General features: G+C 51.0%; 16 protein-coding genes. 3 read left to right on the top strand and 13 right to left on the bottom strand.

Annotated elements, in window-relative coordinates:
- Positions 1-87 precede the first annotated feature (87 nt).
- Both SELR_RS00880 and mreB read right to left on the bottom strand, forming a co-directional pair.
- Complete coding sequence (locus SELR_RS00880; RefSeq protein ID WP_014423308.1) at positions 88-891, bottom strand: flagellar hook-basal body protein; 804 nt, start codon at positions 889-891, stop codon at positions 88-90.
- Between the two features lie 113 nt (positions 892-1,004).
- Positions 1,005-2,027 (bottom strand): rod shape-determining protein, encoded by a 1,023-nt coding sequence (gene mreB, locus SELR_RS00875; RefSeq protein WP_014423307.1) that lies wholly within the window; start codon positions 2,025-2,027, stop codon positions 1,005-1,007.
- A 281-nt stretch (positions 2,028-2,308) separates the two neighbouring features.
- On the opposite strand from mreB, the gene SELR_RS00870 reads away from it, so the two are divergent.
- Positions 2,309-3,265 carry an L-lactate dehydrogenase gene (locus tag SELR_RS00870; protein WP_014423306.1) on the top strand — a complete coding sequence of 319 codons (957 nt, stop codon included), beginning with the start codon at positions 2,309-2,311 and terminating at the stop codon, positions 3,263-3,265.
- A gap of 420 nt (positions 3,266-3,685) precedes the next feature.
- Positions 3,686-5,161, top strand: a complete 1,476-nt coding sequence (locus tag SELR_RS00865; protein WP_014423221.1) for an IS1182 family transposase — start codon at positions 3,686-3,688, stop codon at positions 5,159-5,161.
- 580 nt (positions 5,162-5,741) lie between these two features.
- Here the strand turns inward: SELR_RS00865 and sucD are convergent.
- The 3 genes from sucD to SELR_RS00850 all read right to left on the bottom strand — a co-directional run bounded on the left by sucD (position 5,742) and on the right by SELR_RS00850 (position 9,241).
- Positions 5,742-6,647, bottom strand: a complete 906-nt coding sequence (gene sucD, locus SELR_RS00860; RefSeq protein WP_014423305.1) for a succinate--CoA ligase subunit alpha — start codon at positions 6,645-6,647, stop codon at positions 5,742-5,744.
- A 15-nt stretch (positions 6,648-6,662) separates the two neighbouring features.
- Positions 6,663-7,850 carry an ADP-forming succinate--CoA ligase subunit beta gene (sucC, locus tag SELR_RS00855; RefSeq protein ID WP_014423304.1) on the bottom strand — a complete coding sequence of 396 codons (1,188 nt, stop codon included), beginning with the start codon at positions 7,848-7,850 and terminating at the stop codon, positions 6,663-6,665.
- Positions 7,851-8,113: 263 nt separating this feature from the next.
- Positions 8,114-9,241 (bottom strand): aldose epimerase family protein, encoded by a 1,128-nt coding sequence (locus SELR_RS00850; RefSeq protein ID WP_014423303.1) that lies wholly within the window; start codon positions 9,239-9,241, stop codon positions 8,114-8,116.
- A gap of 214 nt (positions 9,242-9,455) precedes the next feature.
- Here SELR_RS00850 and SELR_RS00845 point away from each other — a divergent pair, with 214 nt between their 5' ends.
- Positions 9,456-9,731, top strand: coding sequence for a hypothetical protein (locus tag SELR_RS00845; protein ID WP_014423302.1), 276 nt, complete (start codon positions 9,456-9,458; stop codon positions 9,729-9,731).
- A gap of 115 nt (positions 9,732-9,846) precedes the next feature.
- Here SELR_RS00845 and SELR_RS00840 read toward each other — a convergent pair whose 3' ends face one another.
- From SELR_RS00840 to SELR_RS00805, 8 genes are all read right to left on the bottom strand, one after another.
- The gene (locus tag SELR_RS00840; protein WP_014423301.1) at positions 9,847-11,064 is read right to left on the bottom strand and encodes an FAD-dependent oxidoreductase; all 1,218 of its coding nucleotides are present in this window, start codon (positions 11,062-11,064) and stop codon (positions 9,847-9,849) included.
- A 31-nt stretch (positions 11,065-11,095) separates the two neighbouring features.
- Complete coding sequence (locus tag SELR_RS00835) at positions 11,096-11,887, bottom strand: gluconate 5-dehydrogenase (protein WP_014423300.1); 792 nt, start codon at positions 11,885-11,887, stop codon at positions 11,096-11,098.
- A 13-nt stretch (positions 11,888-11,900) separates the two neighbouring features.
- Positions 11,901-12,743 (bottom strand): 5-dehydro-4-deoxy-D-glucuronate isomerase, encoded by an 843-nt coding sequence (gene kduI, locus SELR_RS00830; RefSeq protein WP_014423299.1) that lies wholly within the window; start codon positions 12,741-12,743, stop codon positions 11,901-11,903.
- Positions 12,744-12,746: 3 nt separating this feature from the next.
- A complete protein-coding gene (locus SELR_RS00825) occupies positions 12,747-13,694 on the bottom strand; it encodes a sugar kinase (RefSeq protein WP_014423298.1) in 948 nt (315 codons plus the stop codon).
- 41 nt (positions 13,695-13,735) lie between these two features.
- Positions 13,736-14,575 carry a sugar phosphate isomerase/epimerase family protein gene (locus SELR_RS00820; protein WP_041914210.1) on the bottom strand — a complete coding sequence of 280 codons (840 nt, stop codon included), beginning with the start codon at positions 14,573-14,575 and terminating at the stop codon, positions 13,736-13,738.
- Positions 14,576-14,633: 58 nt separating this feature from the next.
- The gene (locus SELR_RS00815) at positions 14,634-15,026 is read right to left on the bottom strand and encodes a hypothetical protein (protein WP_014423296.1); all 393 of its coding nucleotides are present in this window, start codon (positions 15,024-15,026) and stop codon (positions 14,634-14,636) included.
- Between the two features lie 73 nt (positions 15,027-15,099).
- Positions 15,100-16,812, bottom strand: coding sequence for a glycoside hydrolase family 28 protein (locus SELR_RS00810; RefSeq protein ID WP_014423295.1), 1,713 nt, complete (start codon positions 16,810-16,812; stop codon positions 15,100-15,102).
- Between the two features lie 21 nt (positions 16,813-16,833).
- Entirely contained in the window at positions 16,834-18,342 is a 1,509-nt protein-coding gene (locus SELR_RS00805; protein ID WP_014423294.1) for an S-layer homology domain-containing protein, read from the bottom strand.
- Between the last annotated feature and the right edge of the window lie 24 nt (positions 18,343-18,366).

The raw sequence follows: 18,366 nt of genomic DNA, 5'->3' as shown, positions 1-18,366 counted from the left end.
TCTTTTGGTACTTTTCTTTGCGCCAAAGAAAAGTACCGAAAACCAACCTCTCAATATATATCGAACATTTCTTAAAAAACTTAAATCTTAAGAACCAACCCTTCCCACTTCGCTCACGGATTTTTCAATCATGGTATCCTGCGTAGTCACAGCCTTTGCTCCGGCTTCATAAAGCCGGTAGTTATTGATGAGCTCCACCATCTCCGAAACAATATTCGTATTGGAGCGCTCCAACACGCCCTGCAGAACTTCGCCCGTTGCCTGCTGGGGCTGCGCCCCTTCCTGGGGATAATATAGATTGTCCCCCTGCTTCAACACGGCCCGGCGATTGTCGAACTGCATGAGCTGCAGCTGTCCCACCTGCTGGTCATCGGCATAGATTTCCCCCTTGCTGCCCACCATGATGCGGGTGGCATCCTGCGGGATCGTAATGCCCTGACCATTCACGCCCAGGACCATCTGACCATTCACCGTCTGGATCTGCCCATTGGCCGATTTATAGAAATTCCCGTCCCGGGTATAGCGTACACCGTTTTCCGTCTGAATGGCAAAATACCCATTGCCCGAAATCGCCATATCCAAAGGATTGCCTGTGGTTTCAAATGCTCCCTGGGTATGCTCCGTGGCAATCTCATCAATCCGGGAGCCTAGCCCTAATGTTCCCACCACCGGATATTGATTGCCTACATGGAACTGCTTGAAGCTGGTCACATCATTCTTATTGATACCATCGTTAATGCGCTTGATCAGCATGGGCTCAAACTCCCGGCTGATAGCCTCATCCCGCTTGAACCCGTTGGTATTGGCATTGGCCAGGTTATTGGCCAGCGTATCCGTGCGCTTGGACTCCGTGATCATCCCCGCACCGGCTGTATATAAACCACGCCACATAATGCGTCCTCCTTACCCCATCTCACATTTATCCTTGCTTCGTTTATTCGCTAAAAAAGGCGAAACTCCTTTTCGAGTTTCGCCTTTGTCAAAAAATTTATTTTTTTCGCAGATTAATGGCCTGTCTTGATGTTCTTAGCCTTGCCATCAAATTTGCTGAAGCTGTCGAGGGCCATGCCGCAGCCGATAGCCACGCAGCTCATGGCATCTTCAGCCAGAGCCGTGGGGATCTCCGTTTCCTTGCGGATGAGTTCGTCAAGACCGTAGAGCATCGCGCCGCCACCGGTCAGCACGATACCGCAGTTCATCACATCGGCTGCCAGTTCCGGCGGAGTCTCCTCCAGTACCTTCTTCACGCAGCTGACGATTTTTGTCACGCTGTCATGCATGGCAACAGCGGCCTGCTCCGAGGTGATCGTCACAGTTTTCGGCAGACCGGAAAGCATATCGCGGCCGCGGATGTCCATCGTTTCATTGCGGGCCCCTACGAAGGCTGCGCCGATGCGCATCTTGATCTCTTCAGCCGTGCGCTCACCAATCATCATATTGAATTCTTTCTTCACATAGGCAGTGATGTCTTCATCAAAGCGGTCACCGGCCACCCGCAGGGAAGCGCTGGTCACAATACCGCCCAGGGAAATCACAGCGATATCCGTCGTGCCGCCGCCGATATCCACCACCATGGAGCCGCGCGGTTCCACGATATCGAGACCGGCACCGAGAGCTGCCGCCAGCGGTTCTTCAATCAGCTGGGTATGACGGGCACCAGCCTGCTCAGCCGCTTCCTGCACAGCCCGCTGTTCCACCATGGTGCAGCCGGAGGGAATGCAGATCATGATGCGTGGACGGAAGACGAAGCGGCGGCCCACTACCTTTTCAATGAAATGGCGCAGCATGCTTTCCGTGATGTCGTAATCGGCAATAACACCTTCACGCAGGGGACGGATTGCCACGATGTTGCCCGGCGTACGGCCAATCATCTGACGCGCTTCCTCACCGATGGCCAGCACCCGGTTCGTATCACGGTCCACAGCCACAACAGAGGGCTCCCGCAGCACGATGCCCTTGCCCTTCACATAAACCAGCACATTTGCCGTGCCCAAGTCAATACCAATATCTAAAGACATGCCAAACATATGTCAAAAATCTCCTTCCGAAGTCATCTTCATCGCAACACACTATAATATATAATAAAAAAACATGAATTACAACAACTTCCCCTTTAAAAATCGAATATAATTTTTGCATCAACCAAAAATTGACACATTTTCCCCTCATTTACAACATTTCACCAATTTTGCGAAAAATATTGCTTTTGTTTCTTTAAAATTATTTATTGACACTAGGTATTAATAGTGCTACGATTAACACGACTTAGGGATATATTTCACTTATTCAATCAGGGGGTAATAACAAAATGAACAACAGAAGAAAAATCGTCGTCATCGGCGCCAGCAACGTTGGTTCTGCAGTAGCTAACAAAATCGCTGACTTCCAGCTTGCTACGGAAGTAGTCCTCATCGACCTCAACGAAGACAAAGCTTGGGGCGAAGCTAAGGACTCCAGCCATGCAACGAGCTGCATCTACAGCACGAACATCAAGTTCCACCTCGGTGACTATGAAGACTGCAAAGATGCAAACATCATCGTTATCACCGCTGGTCCTTCCATCCGCCCGGGCGAAACTCCGGACCGTCTGAAGCTGGCTGGCACCAACGCTAAGATCATGAGCTCCGTAATGGGCGAGATCGTTAAGCGTACGAAGGAAGCCATGATCATCATGATCACGAATCCGCTCGATGTTGCTACTTATGTTGTTTCCACTCAGTTTGATTATCCGCGCAACCTCATCCTCGGTACTGGTACGATGCTCGAAACTTATCGTTTCCGTCGCATCCTGGCTGACAAGTACCAGGTGGATCCGAAGAACATCAACGGTTATGTTCTCGGTGAGCACGGCAACGCTGCATTCGTTGCTTGGTCCACGACTGGCTGCGCTGGTTTCCCCATTGATGATCTGGATGAATATTTCCACCGCACGGAAAAACTCAGCCACGAAGCTGTTGAACAGGAACTGGTTCAGGTTGCTTACGATGTCATCAACAAGAAGGGCTTCACGAACACCGGTATTGCTATGGCTGCTTGCCGCTTCATCAAGTCCGTTCTCTATGATGAACACACGATTCTGCCCTGCTCCGCTGTTCTCGAAGGCGAATATGGCATCAAAGACGTGGCTCTCTCCATTCCTCGTATGGTTTGCGCTGATGGTATCATGCGCTCCTTCGAAGTTCATCTCACGGATGATGAACTGGAGAAGATGCACAAAGCTGCTCAGAGCGTTCGTTCCGCTCTCGATGGCGCTGGCATCAAATAATTGCTATAAGGCAAACAAAAACGCTGGACTTTTGTCCAGCGTTTTTTGCTTGTCCACACGATAAATTGCAGTTTGTAGGTGCGAGCCTGAACACATTTGTTACAGATCAGTGGGGCGGCGGTGGGAATACTTTTTCGCCGCTTCACTAAATGTCCCGCCAGCAGAAGTACGTATCTTCCAGTAACCTGCGCCGGGCAAGTCCGGCGGCGCGTCCATCAACGAAGTATCCAGCACATGCTGTTTGCGGGCCAGCCTTCACTTCGTTCAGGCAGTCGTTCCGCCGGCGGAAAAGCATCCCCACCGCCACCCGAGGCCACTGAAAAAGTCTATATATAACGATAACCGTGGATGGATGTGATGAAATTCGCATTCATCCACGGTTTCTAGTATAATGGAGCCATCAACACTTGGAGGTTCAACATGTTACGGAATAGCCAGCAACTCAAGCTTAGTGAATTTACAGCCATCTATGATCGTCTCATTCCCAAAAATCATTTTCTGCGAAAATTTAATACGCTTGTAGATTTTTCTTTCATTCAAGATGAACTGGAGCATAAATATTGCCTGGATAATGGCCGTAATGCTCTTTCTCCCATAATGCTGTTCAAATATCTGCTGTTAAAGGTTATCTACAATATGTCGGATTCCGATTTAGTTGAACGTAGCCGATATGATATGTCATTTAAATATTTTCTGGGACTCCGCCCTGAAGATGAAGTAATCCACCCTTCTACCTTAACCAAATTTCGTAAACTCCGCTTACAAGATGAGAATATTCTGGATTTGTTACTCAAGAAAAGTATCCAAATTGCTTTGGAGAACAAAGTAATCAAGAGCAAACGAATTATTGTAGATGCTACGCATACTAAGGCTCGCTATAACCAGAAATCTGCCTATGAGCGGTTGTTGGAACAAGCCAAGCTATTGCGCAAGACGGTTTACCAGACAGATTCTCCCCAAAAGAAAGAAAGGTTTCCCAAGAAAGTAGAAAATGGCTCACTGGTGGATGCGCTGGAATATTGCCGACAGTTAATCAATACAATAGAAAATGACAGCCAGATGGCAGAAATGCCTGCCATACAGGAGAGGCTGAACTTGCTCAAAGAAACGGTCGAAGACCATGCAGAACATTTGGCCACTTCCAAAGATGAGGACGCCCGAATCGGGCATAAAACAGCAGATACATCCTTCTTTGGCTATAAGACACATATTGCCATGACCGATGAACGGCTGATTACAGCTGCAGTAGTAACCAGTGGCGAGCGCAGTGACGGGGAACAATTAAGAACATTAGTTGAAAAAACCAGAGCAGCCGGACTGGAAGTGCAGAGTGTCATCGGTGATACCGCATACTCCGGCAAAGAAAATCTTAAATTTGCTGAATCGAAAGATGCGCCAGAAAAATCCTTTGAACTGATTGCCAAATTGAATCCTGTTATATCCAACGGCTCCCGTGTTGAAGGCAGCAATGGTTTTTCTTTCAACAAGGATGCGGGAATGTTCGTATGCCCTGAAGGGCATATGGCCATCCGCAAAGCAAGAACTGGACGCAAAAACAATAGAACAAATCAAAGAATGAGCTATTATTTTGACATTGAGAAATGTAAGCAATGCCCACATTGTGGAACCTGTTATAAAGAAGGTGCCAAAAGCAAGATTTATTCCGTTACGATAAAATGCGATTTACACAAGAAACAACAGGAGTTTCAGGAAACAGAATATTTTAAGGAACAGGCTAGAAAGCGTTATATGATAGAAGCTAAAAATAGTGAGATTAAACACAGGCATGGGTATGACATAGCGTCATCCGCAGGCCTGATTGGTATGGAATTACAAGGAGCCCTAACGCTTTTTGTAACAAATATGAAACGAATTGTGAAAATGATGGAGAAATAAAGCCCTAATAACGGGGGAGATATACAAAATCGTCGCAGAATGATGATAAAAATATCATTCTGCGACGATTTTTTTTGTGGATAATTTGCCAGTCGTATGAAATGGATAGTTTTTCAGTGGCCTCCCGCCACCCAGAGTTACGTTTGTCAATGCTGCTATGTTTCGGCTGGAGGATACAAGTACATCGATGTTCTTGCTACAGGAGAAACGGTTCGTGCCGATTGCCAAAAACGTGGCTGGGGGCGAACGGGGGAGTGCTTTTTCTGTGGGAGCGACTGTCTGAGCGCAGCGAAGACCGGCCCGAGGCAGGCAGTTACCAGAAAGCACGCTGAAAGACGCGCCGCCGGTCTTGCCCGGCGCCATCTGGCTAAACAGCTCTAAAATTGCCGAGAGGGTCGTTTTAGCGGAAACAGAAAAAGTACTCCCCCGTGAACCCCTGACTGGGTATGAACGGAAAACCTTTAGCACGAACCTGCCAATAAACTGCAATTTGCAAAATAAAGTCCGCTGACAAAATTCTTGTCAGCGGATTTTTCACGACTATGGGAATATCTCAAATCGCCCTTTGGGCAGTTGTTTTTCAGCAGGTATGGCACTCGTCGTAGATGCCGGCTTTTTTCAGCGTATCGACCACCGTTGCACCGATATGGGCTACCGTATCAGCTACCTGGATATCCACGGCATTGAGGGCCTTGATCTTATCCGCAGCCGTACCCTTGCCGCCAGAAATGATGGCACCTGCATGGCCCATGCGTTTTCCCGGAGGCGCCTGACGGCCGGAGATGAAGGCTGCTACCGGTTTTTCCGGCATGTTTTCCTTGATCCACTTAGCCGCATCTTCCTCAGCCGTACCGCCAATTTCACCGATCATCAGCACTGCCTTGGTTTCCGGATCCTCTTTGAACAGCTGCAATGCATCGATAAAGTCCGTGCCCTTGACTGGATCACCGCCGATACCGATAGCTGTCGTCACGCCGATACCGGCATTCATCAGCTGGAACGCAGCTTCATAGGTAAGGGTTCCGGAGCGGGATACAAGGCCTACATGACCTTTCTTCTGGATATTTCCCGGGATGATGCCCAGTTTGGCTTCATCCGTGGTCAGGATGCCCGGGCAGTTCGGCCCGATCAGGCGGGTTTTCTTGCCTTCCATGTAGCGGCGGACCTTGACCATGTCCTCAACGGGGATGTGTTCCGTAATGCAGACCACCAAATCAAGTCCGGCATCCACACCTTCCATGATGGAGTCAGCGGCGAACCTTGCGGGTACATAGACCACGGAGGCCGTAGCCCCTGTTGCGTCCACTGCGTCCTTGACGGTGTTGAATACGGGAACACCTTCTACAATCTGTCCGGCTTTGCCCGGCGTCACACCAGCGACAATCTTCGTGCCATAGGCCAGCATCTGTTTCGTATGGAAGGTGGCCTGTTTGCCCGTAATGCCCTGTACGATTACCTTTGTATCTTTATTGACTAAAACACCCATGTCAGATGGCCTCCCTTATTCTGCTGCTTTGACTCGTTTGACGATTTCCTCTGCGCCGCCCTCCATAGTCGGTGCCATGATAACATTGGCAATGGGGGAATCCTGCAAAATCTTGCGGCCCTGTTCCACATTGGTACCCTCTAAGCGTACCACAACAGGCACCGGCAGGGATTTGCCATCATCGGAAATGATCTTCGCAGCTTCCACGATACCGGCAGCTACAGCATCGCAGCGGTTGATACCGCCGAAGATGTTGACGAAGATACCTTTGGCCTGACCGCCGTCCAGCATGATCTGGAAAGCTTCCGCAATCTTCTCCGGCGAGGAATCGCCGCCTACATCGAGGAAGTTAGCCGGTTCGCCACCATAATGCTTGATGATATCCACCGTAGCCATAGCCAGGCCAGCACCATTGACCATGCAGGCCACATCGCCGCCGAGGTTGACATAGTTGAGCCCGGCTTCCGCTGCACGGCGTTCCTTCGGATCTTCCTCGCTCTCATCACGGAGGGCTTCGATATCCGGATGACGGAACAGGGCACTGTCATCGAAATTCAGCTTCGCATCGAGGGCCACCACATCGTCATCAGCCGTCACCACCAGCGGATTGATCTCTGCCAGCGAACAATCCTTGCCCACAAAGGCATTGTAGAGGCAGCCCATCAACTTGGTAGCCTTGCGGATGGCTTCCTGTGGGATATTGATATTGTACGCCATGCGGGTAGCCTGGAAGGGAGCCAGACCGACAGCCGGATCGATATATTCCTTGAAGATCTTGTCCGGCATCTCAGCTGCAACCTTCTCGATCTCCATACCACCTTCTTCAGAGCCCATCATGACCACACGGGCCGTCTGACGGTCAATGACGAAGGAGAGATAATATTCCTTCTTGATATTGGAACCAGCTTCAATCAGGAGGCGGCCAACTTTCTTGCCTTCAGGACCTGTCTGATGGGTAACCAAGGTCTTCCCTAAAAGTTCCGTCGCGTAAGCTTTCACCTCGTCCAGGTTCTTCGCCAGCTTGACACCGCCAGCCTTGCCGCGCCCGCCTGCATGGATCTGGGCCTTTACCACTACCACCGGCGTACCGAGCTTTTGGGCATTTTCCACGGCTTCTTCTACGCTGAAGGCAGGATATCCTTCCGGTACAGTGACACCATAGGATTTCAATACTGCCTTGCTTTGATACTCATGAATATTCATCAAACATGCCTCCCTAAAATTGGTATGACGTTTCGAGAATACCTAACTAGCTTTCGTTCTCGTTTACATGTATATTGTATGCTTTTTTCGTGTTTTTGTCTACTATTTATTATTCATAACTAGCATTCGCAAAAATTATCATAATTTATGCTTATTTAGTGAAATTTTTCTTTTTCCCGCTTGTTTGATAAATATTCCATATCAATTAAATAAATCTCACTTATTTGTCAAGAAATTTCACTCCTGCTGCTGACAAACTATACTCAATCCTTCGGGAACAACACAAATATCGTCTGCGCTTCCCACTTTTCACCCGCTTTGATCACAGGCTGCGGGAAAGCGGGATTGGCCAGGGAATTGGGGAAATACTGAGTTTCCAGGCAGAAACCGGAACGGCGTGGGAAGGTCACACCATCTTTGCCTGGCAGGCTGCCATCCAGGAAGTTGCCCGTGTAGAACTGAACTCCCGGCAAGGTGGTATAGCAAGTCAGGGTCAGGCCGCTCTGGTCCGATTCCGCATAAGCAGCCTTCTTGAGCCCCCTTTTCTGATAATCAATCGGGCAATGGGGATCATAGCCGAACATCCCCGGTTTCATCTCCACATGCACCGGTTCATCCCGCAATACCCAGTTATGGTCATACCCTTTACCCATAACCAGTTCATCAAAATCATCATCAATATGCTCACCGATGCGTACCGGCTGCCGCAAATCCATCGGCGTGCCCTCAACCGGCAGGATCCGTCCATCAGGCAGGGATTCGCTGTCAGCCCAGGTATACTGATCGGCAAAGATCTGGATTTTCTGGTCGAGAATGGACGGCGACGCAAAACCATCCAGATTGAAATAACTATGATTGGTCAGATTGCAGATGGTATCCTTATCACTGACAGCTTCATATTTGATTGACAGCTCATTATCGTTGGACAAGGAATAGATAACGGTTACATCCATATTGCCAGGATACCCTCCATCACCATCCTTGCTATGATAGGTAAGTTTTATCCCCTCATAGATTTCCTCAGCCTGCCAAAGTTCATTATGGAAGCCTTTGGAACCACCATGGATATGGTTCTGCATCCTGGAACCGTCATTGAGATCCAGCTGGTACTCCTGTCCGTTGATGACAGCCTTGCCACCAGCAATGCGGTTCGCATGACGTCCCACTAAGCCCCCCATGCTGGTATCATCCTTTTCATAAGCAGCGGCATCCGCATAACCCAACAGAATATCTATCTTCTTTGCATCCTTGCCAAAAACCCGCCAGCTCACCAGCCGTGCACCGTAGTTGGTAATCTTTACTTCCGTGCCTTTGGTATTGCGCAATGTGTAAAGGAATACCTCCTGCCCATCACTCAATTTGCCAAAAGATTCTTGCTTAACTGTTGCCATTTAACATACCTCCCAGGTTTTTGACTTACAATTGCGTATGATTTCCTACAATTCTATACAAGTTCACTTTACTCTTTCTTATTTTATTTGTCAACCACCTGTGAAGATTCAATTTAATTTATCATTTTTGACAAGCTGTGTTATAATATCTTTATTGGTTACATATTCATAAATGCGATTATTTTATTTGTATTTTAAGGGGGATTATCAACCAATGGCAAACGCAAAACATGCTTACGTCTTCTTCAACTGCGATGAAGAAAAGACACAGAAAACCATGAACATCTTCTACAACAAGACCATCTATCAGGGAACGAAAAAAGCCCGCAAGGAATTGCTGGCCAAGGTCGAGGAAGAAGTAAAAGCCGGCCGCATCAATGTAATCGATGACAACATGGATGCTGTGAGCACGGCCATCATGGAAGGGGAACCCACCAACGCCAGCAAGTACATCCAGTATGGCGCAATCGAAAGTTTTCCGATTGTATAAACAATCATACGCAGAACGAAAAACCTCCAGCTTGATGAATAGCTGGAGGTTTTTTCGTACAATTATTCATATTATGTTTCTATTGTTTTACCCTGACAGCCACTGCTTTATCCGCCTATAACGATTGCAAATAGGCGTCCATCTGCTCTGCCACTTCTTTTGCCGCTTTGGCGGCCTCTACCACATTCCAGGGGCCGGTGACCACATCACCGGCGGAGAATATTCCCGGGCGGGTGGTCTGTCCATGTTCATCAACTTCCACCAAGCCCTTGTCATTCACATCGAGTCCAGATGTGGTGCTCACCAGCTTGTCCTTGGGACGCTGACTGACGGCGATGATCGTACTGTCAGCCGGAGCCAGTTCCGCCAGCCCCTGGCTGAGCAATTCACCGACCTCGGAAAATTCCCGTTTGACAAAAACAGGGCCCTGTTCTGTAATCTTCTCCACTGCCATGCCATAGATTATCTCCGCACCATCAGCGATGGCATAATCCAGTTCCCGCTGACTGGCCGTGACATGATTGCTGCGGGCATAGATGGTAACGAAGCGGCTGCCCTGGCGCAAGGCCGTACGGGCCGCATCCATGGCCGAGTTGCCGGCACCGATCACAGCCACCCGCTCGCCTAACGCATAGGCGCCGGGATTCTGCAGATAGTCAATCGCATAGTGGACATTGCCCAGACTCTCCCCTGGTACCCCCAAGCGCCGTGCCCGCCAGGTGCCCGTGCCGATGAAGATTGCCTGATAACCATCGCTGATCAGATCATCCAGATGCAGGGCACCGCCAATGGTGGTATGGGGCCGGATATGGATGCCCAGCAGGCGCAGCTTCTCTTTATAGCGGCTCAGGATCGTGCGGGGCAGACGGAAGTCCGGAATCCCATAGCGCATCATGCCGCCAATATGGCTCTTGCGCTCAAAGATGGTCACATCATAGCCCTTCTGCGCCATCACCACCGCCACCACAAGCCCGGCCGGGCCGCTGCCAATCACCGCTATCCGCTGGCCTTTGGGCGGCTGCTTTTCCAGCTGCAGCTTCTCAAAAAAGCCATTGGAGATATAATGCTCAATACTGGAAATCTGTACCGCACTGCCCTTGCGCCCTTGAATACAATGACCTTCGCATTGTTTTTCATGGTCACAGACCAACGAGCAGATAATGCTCATGGGATTGTTGGCAAATAACATCTCCGCGGCCTCATTTCCCTGACCGGCCAGGAACAGCCGGATCATTTCTGGGATATTGGTGCCGATGGGACAGCCTTGCAGCTGACACAGCGGCTTCTTGCATTGCAAGCAACGCCTCGCTTCGTTGATTACATGAACTGCCATCAGGATTCACCTCTAATTTGTTTTCTTTGTCTCAGGGCTGTTTGCCGATATAGGCCAGTATTCCCCCATCCACATAGAGGATATGTCCGTTGACAAAGTTTGAGGCATCAGAGGCTAAGAATACTGCCGGGCCTTCCAGGTCTTCCGTGGTTCCCCAGCGGTTAGCTGGTGTCTTGGCCAGGATGAACTCGTTGAAGGGATGCCCCGGCGTGCGCAGGGGAGCTGTCTGCGGCGTAGCGATATAGCCAGGGCCAATGCCGTTGCACTGGATATTGGCATGGCCATATTCCGCGCAGATATTGCGCGTCAGCATCTTGAGTCCGCCCTTGGCGGCCGCATAAGCCGATACCGTCTCCCGCCCCAGTTCACTCATCATGGAGCAGATGTTGATGATCTTGCCATGTCCTTTTTTCAGCATGCCCGGAATCACGGCTTTGGCTACGATGAACGGCGCATTGAGGTCGATATCCACCACCTGCCGGAATTCTTCGGCCGACATTTCCAGCATGGGAATGCGCTTGATGATGCCGGCATTATTCACGAGGATATCGATGGTGCCCAGTTCTTTTTCGATATCGGCGACCATCTTCTGCACTTCATCTTCCTTGGTCACGTCGCAGTAATAGCCCTTGGCTTCGATGCCTTCAGCCTGATAAGCGGCCATTGCTTCCTGCATATGCTTCTCACCGCGGCAGTTGAAGGCGATCCTGGCTCCAGCTTTGGCATAGGCCTTGGCAATGGCGAAGCCGATGCCATAAGCCGCGCCAGTAACGAGTGCCACCTTGCCTTCCAATGAGAATTGTTTCAGGTATTCCATATCCATCTCCATGCGCTCCTTATCTAAGTTCGGTATTCTTGATATGATCCATATCGTCAAAGGCTTTATTCTCACCGCCCATGGCCCAGATAAAGGTGTAGTTGGCGGTACCGCAGCCGGCATGGATGCTCCAGGACGGGCTGATGATGGCCTGTTCGTCCTGCATCACCACATGACGGGTTTCCTGCGGTTCGCCCATCATATGAAACACCACTTCGTTTTCCGGAATCTCAAAGTAAAAATAGATTTCCATGCGGCGTTCATGGGTATGCGCGGGCATGGTATTCCAAACACTACCGGGCTCCAAGGAAGTCATGCCCATGGAGAGCTGGCAGGTTTCCAAAACATCCGGATGGATGAACTGATTGATGGTGCGCTTGTTGCTGGTCCTGGCATCGCCGCAGGGAACCTTGTTGGCATCCTTGATGGTCAGGAGCTTGGTCTGGCAGGCCTTATGAGCCGGAGCAGAAACCATGTAGAATTTCGCCGGCTGACTGCCGTCCTGACTCTTGAACGTGACCTCTTTTGTCCCCATGGTGATATAGAGGCAGTCCTTATAGCCCAATTCATAGGCCACACCATCAGCCGTGATCGTACCAGCGCCGCCCACGTTGAAAATGCCGATTTCCCGGCGTTCCAGGATGAAATGGGTGCCGAAATTATGCCAGACATCAATTCCCTTATCCAGCGCCACTTCTTCCTTGACCGGCATGCAGCCGAAAGTCACCATGCGGTCTACATGGGAGTATACCGCCGTCACTTCATCAGCTTGGAACAGGTTTTCAATCAAGAATTCCTGCCGCACTTCCTCCGTCGTATAACGCTTGAAATCTCTTTGATTTGCCGAATAACGAATATCCATTGTTCAAACTGCCTCCATAAAATGTTGTAATTCCGTGCGATTGGGCAGGCCCTCATTATCGCCTGCCGACATAATGGCCAATGCACCAATCGCGGCGCCGCGCAGGGCGGCTTCTTCCAGCGTCCTGCCTTCCAGCAGGGCCGATACGGTGCCCACGGCAAAGCCATCCCCGGCACCTACCGTATCCACCACATGTTCCACCCGGAAGGACGGCGCGATAAATTCCTTGCCATTCCGCTCCTTGCCATAAGCGCCCTTGCTGCCGCCCAATTTGATGACCACGGCTTTAGCACCGCGTTCCAGATAGAAGTCGGCTACCTGCTCCGGCTTTTCCATCCCGGTGAGAATCTTGCCTTCCCCAAGTCCCGGCAACACCAGGTCGGCCTTCGCGGCCAGACGGTTCAAAGTCCTGACCATGACCTTATGGGACGGCCAGAGAGCCGGGCGCAGATTGGGATCGAAGGAGACCATTGCCTGATGGGCATGGGCCTCATCCATCAGTTTTTCCACTGCGGCACAGCAGCTGGCGGACAGCGCTGCGGGAATGCCTGTCACATGGACATGCCTCACACCCTGCCAGTCAATGCCATGCAGATCCTCCGGCGTGAAATAGGAAAAGGCCGTATGGCGGCGATAATTGACCACCAGCGGATCTACACCCTCCGGCGCTTTTTCCTTGAACTGCATGCCGGTCAGATGTTCCCGGTCAACCTGCACATAACCGGCTTCGATGCCATTTTCCTGCAGAAAATCCCGGATATGCTGGCCGATGGGATCACTGCCCACCCGGGAGACATAGGAAACCGTATGTCCCAGCCTTGAAAGGCCGATAGAAAAATTCACCTCCGCACCGCATACCAGACGGGTGAAGGTCTGTACATCCTTCAACGGTTTTGCCTCCTCCGCCACAAAGAGTCCCATGGGCTCGCCGATTGTCAGTACCTCAGCCATAAATATCTATCCTTTCTCACCTCTGCTGACAGCTTTTTGCCTCAAACCTCAGCATAGATTTCTTCCAAATATTTTCGCGCAGCCACGGCATTTTCTGGAATCGTATTTTCCAGCGTTGCCTGGATGCCGTATTTTTCCTGTTTCAGATAAGCCAACAATGGCTTATAATCCATAAGTCCCGTGCCCGGAGCAACGGCTGACAGCTTTTCCCCCTGCACCTGGAAATCCTTCAGATGCACCACTTCCACATATTCACCGAACTGTTCGATTGCTTCCCCGATAACCCTATCCCTGTCCTGATAGTTTTCGCCGGACAGAAGATTCACCGGATCGAAGATGATCCGCAGATTCGGAGACGCCATCTCCTGAATCACCCGCCGAGCCACCTGGGGATTCCAGACGATATGATTCCAGACCGGCTCTATGGCCAGCAACACGCCTAATTTCTCAGCGGCCTCCACCACAGGCTCCAGACCATGCAGGAACGTTTGCAGGGCCATTTCCGTATGACATTGTGGTTCATATTGATATTCTGCATTGGGGGCGCCGGTTTCCGTCCCTACCACCGAACAGCCCAGACTCACCGCCATGCGCAGATGGGCGATGTAATTTTCTTGAATCCTCTGCAATTCTGCGCGGTCCGGATGGGCCAGATTCTTATAACAGCCCAACACCGCCACATCCACATCATGCGAGGCAAAGATATCCCGGATATGTTTGCCAAATCCAGCGGTCAATTTTCCCGGTTCCAGCTTGAAACCAGATATTGTCTTTTCCAAGGCCAGATGCACGCAAGAAAATCCCTGTCCCCGTGCCCAGGCCGCCCGCTCGGCTAAACTTCCCGGCCGCATGTCATGCAGCCGAATCCCTAATTGCAACATTGTCATCCCTTCTTTTCATATCCCTTATTTATATTCCATATTGTTTTCAATAAATCCTTCATTCAGTTTCCACATGGGCACTGATTTTCCAGACAGCGATATCACTGCTGGAAAATTCCGGCGCGTGTATATTCTCTGCCGTCAGCGTATAGGGAACCTTGTCACTGCCCACGGAAATATCCAGATCACTGCCCCGGCAACTGCCTACCAGCAGCGGATAACCATCGGCGTCCGACAGGGTATAACGAACGGTAAGCTGCCTGACTTTCTGGAATTCTTCACTTTCATTCTTAAAATTGCCATGCAGCAAAACCTTGCTGCCGGAAAGCTCTACCTGCGTCACCTTGAAGGATACTTCCTTGTCTGCCGCTTCCGTGACAGCCAGGAAACTGCTGCAACACAACAGGCACAAGAGGAACATGATGCCCGTCAGACGGTATAATTTTTTCATGTACTGACCTCCAGTCTAACCTCATCCGCCCCTTACGGGGCGCCTTCCCCAGAGGGGAAGGCTTGCCGGAGGGTTAGAATTTATTGATAGGGGTATTACTCTGTTTTACATTGTCGAAATCGATGTTTTCGGCATTGGTGATGATCCATGGCTGGCCTTTATCAATCGTGATATTCTTGAAGTTGATATCATGGTGCTTGGCCTCGGGCAGGCCCACGATCTCGATAGCAGCCTTACCGGTTTTCTCCACCGTGCAGTCCTCCACGCGGATGTTGTAGAAGCTGCCGGCCTTGCTGGCCTTGGGGAAATCAGTCTTGGCATTGGGATCGCTGTAAGCCGTCGTGGCAATGAAGAAATTCTTCGTGAGGTTGCGAGCCGCATTGTTGCGGAACAAGACGTCCCGGGCACCACCGCCATTAGCCGGATTGGTCTTCATGCGCAGGGCGATTTCCGTGCCATCGATGACATTGTCCTCTGCCAGCAGTTTCTGGATATAAGCTGCCGTATGGCTGCCCATAACCACGGCACCATGCCCATGATGGAAGGAGTTGTTGAAGATCCAGATATCCTCGGTGGGTGCGCCCTTCTCGCCTTTGGCTCCCTGGCCAGCGGCAAAGTTCACGCAGTCATCACCGTTGTTGAACACATTGTCGTAGACTTTCAAACCTTTTCCATGGCCGAATTCGATGCCATCGCCGTTATTGCAGTTGAAAGTCTGGAAATTGGTGTTCTCCACGACCACGTCATTGCATTTCTGCAAGACCAGTGTATGATTGGCCGGATTCTTGAGCGTTACGCCCGTGACGTAAACATGGTCGACACCCTTCAGCAGGATCAGGCTGGAACGGCGCGGATAAGCCTTGTTTTCATCCAAGCCCTCGTTTTTTTCCAGGGCTGCTACCTGATTGGCGGCCAATACGCCGATCTTGGAAACATGATTGGCCGGCAGGGGTTCGCCTTTCTTCGCTCTGGCCCGGTAGAGATAATTGCCCTTTTCATCCATCTTCCAGCCATTGCCATCGATGGTACCTTCCCCAACGATGCGAATATTCTGCAGCTGCTTGCCATCCTGACCAGGACGAGCATTGAGCAGGGAAAAATAGCGTTCATCGGAAAGGTAGGAGTAAAGCTTGTAATGATAAGGATAAGCTGACGGATCTTCCGTCCCCAGCAGGGTAGCATCTTTCTGCACTTCCAAGGTCATATCACTCTTGAGCCAGAGGCTGCCGGTCTTGAAATTACCTGCCGGGACAACCACCGTACCGCCAGCGGGACAGGCATCAATGGCCTTTTGGATAGCCTGGGTATTGAGCGTGCTGCCATCCCCGACGGCACCGTATTTCGTCACGTCCAGCCGAGCACCAGCCGTAAGGGTTGCCGTGCTGAGCTTGTTGCTGTCCACCGATTCTGCACCTTTGGCATCCACCGCCCGCACCGTGAAGCTGTGCTTGCTGCCCGGCTGCAGACCGGTAACCCGGTAATTATGGCTTACGACCTTCTGCCCCTGCGGAGAGGCGGTGTAGAAATCCCGGATTTCCTGCTTAGCCTCAGAGGAGAAATCCTTGGCAGTCTGCGCCACCAATTTCCCATCCATATAGACATTGTAGCTGACTACCTCATCATCCTTGGCCGGGCGGTCCCAGATCAGGCTCAGGCTGTTATCCGTCACCGCCTGCCCTGGAGCCGTCAGCCCTGTGGGCGCGGCCGGATTTGCCCAGACGCCCTGTGACAGGGACAGACCTATCACACATGCCAATGCTGCAACTTTCTTTTTATTGATAAACATGTTTCTGCCTCCTACAATGCCTTAGAAGTAATAATATGCCTGTACACGGTACTGATTGCCATGATCCGTCTTAGCCGCGGTCTTGCCCAGGGAATGATAGTGCATCCAACGGAAGTCGAACATCACATTCTGGATGGGCACATAGCGGTAATCCAGGATGAAGCCCCGCTCACCTTCGCCCATCTTGTTCTTCAGATCATAAGTGGACTTGATGCCCGTATAGCGTTCCTGATGCAGCAGGTCAAGCTGGAGCTTGCTGGAATGCGGATTGCTGGCCGCCACCTGCCCCCAGCGGAAGGATATGCCATAGGCCTTGTTCTGGCGGCCAAAGTCCGTATCCTTGCCACGCGTATCATCGGAGATGGCAAAGTTCCCCAGAACTTTCAGCTTGCGGGAAGCCTGCCAGCTGACACTGGTCTCAAAGATATTGGGATCATTATAGTGCGTGGAAGCCTTACCCAGCGCAATATCCTTGCTGCTGCGGTAATTGCCGCTGCCCCGGGCTGTCAGATGCCAGAAACCCATATTCCAGGCAAAGTCCTTGCTGGCCTGATAAGAAGTCTGTATCTGTGTCATATTAACACCCAGACCGTCCGGATTCATATCTGAACCTGAAACGCCCCGTTCTGCCTTATATCCATAATGGGCCTTTCCATCTTTATCATAATATGTCGTATTGACTTTCTCAGTGTCACCGCTCCATCTTGAAGTATTATAATCTACCTTGCCCCAGGTAGCCCCGGCCTTCCATTTGCCAAATTTGCGGGTATAGTCGATGCCCTGATAATACTGCCCCATGATCATGGAATCGCCATAAACCGTGGAGCCCTTTACGCGGCCGACACGCACGGAACCGCCTGCCAGCGGGCCGGTCACGAAGGCCTTGTTGATATCGGCAGTGCCGCTGGTGTTCTCACCGGTCGTACGGGAATCACCATCGCCATCTTTGGCGCCGAGGAAGTCGATCTCACCAGTCCAGCCAGCACCGATATCAAATTTCGTGAACATCTGCCAGAGCAGCTGATGGTTCTTCGTTCCACCGAAGGTATCATCCTTGCCATCGGCATTCTTGTTGTGTCCCCAGTCATCACGCAGGCGGATCAGGCCCGTCAGGCTGAAGTTCTTGGGCATCTGCTTGATCTTTGGTCCACTGGCTGCCTTGGATTCTTCCTTCTTTGCCGCTACGCCCGGCACCTTCACATGCATATCGGAAAGTTCCCCGGAAAACTCCTTGATCAAGCGCTGGATGCGCTGGGCATCCTCAGCCCCGGCCCGGTCCATGGCACTCATGGCCTTGGCCGTGAAGATGGCCATCTCCATGCGGCTGATGATGCGCGTCTTCTTGAATTCGCCTTTCTCATAGCCATAGATCAGACCGTTGTTGACCAGCGCATCCACATCATCATAATAGCCGCTGTCCGGCGGCACACTGGCAAAGGGATTATCGGCGGCTTCGGCCGCACCGGGCAGGCTGCCCATACCTAAAAATGCTGCACTGACTAGACCTAAAAGCATCTTCTGTTTTATCATCGTTTCGTTTTCACTCCTAAGGAC

Source organism: Selenomonas ruminantium subsp. lactilytica TAM6421 (assembly GCF_000284095.1).
GTDB lineage: Bacteria > Bacillota > Negativicutes > Selenomonadales > Selenomonadaceae > Selenomonas_A > Selenomonas_A lactilytica.
The sequence above is the reverse complement of the archived record's forward strand: the minus strand, read 5'-3'. Positions and strand labels throughout refer to the sequence as shown.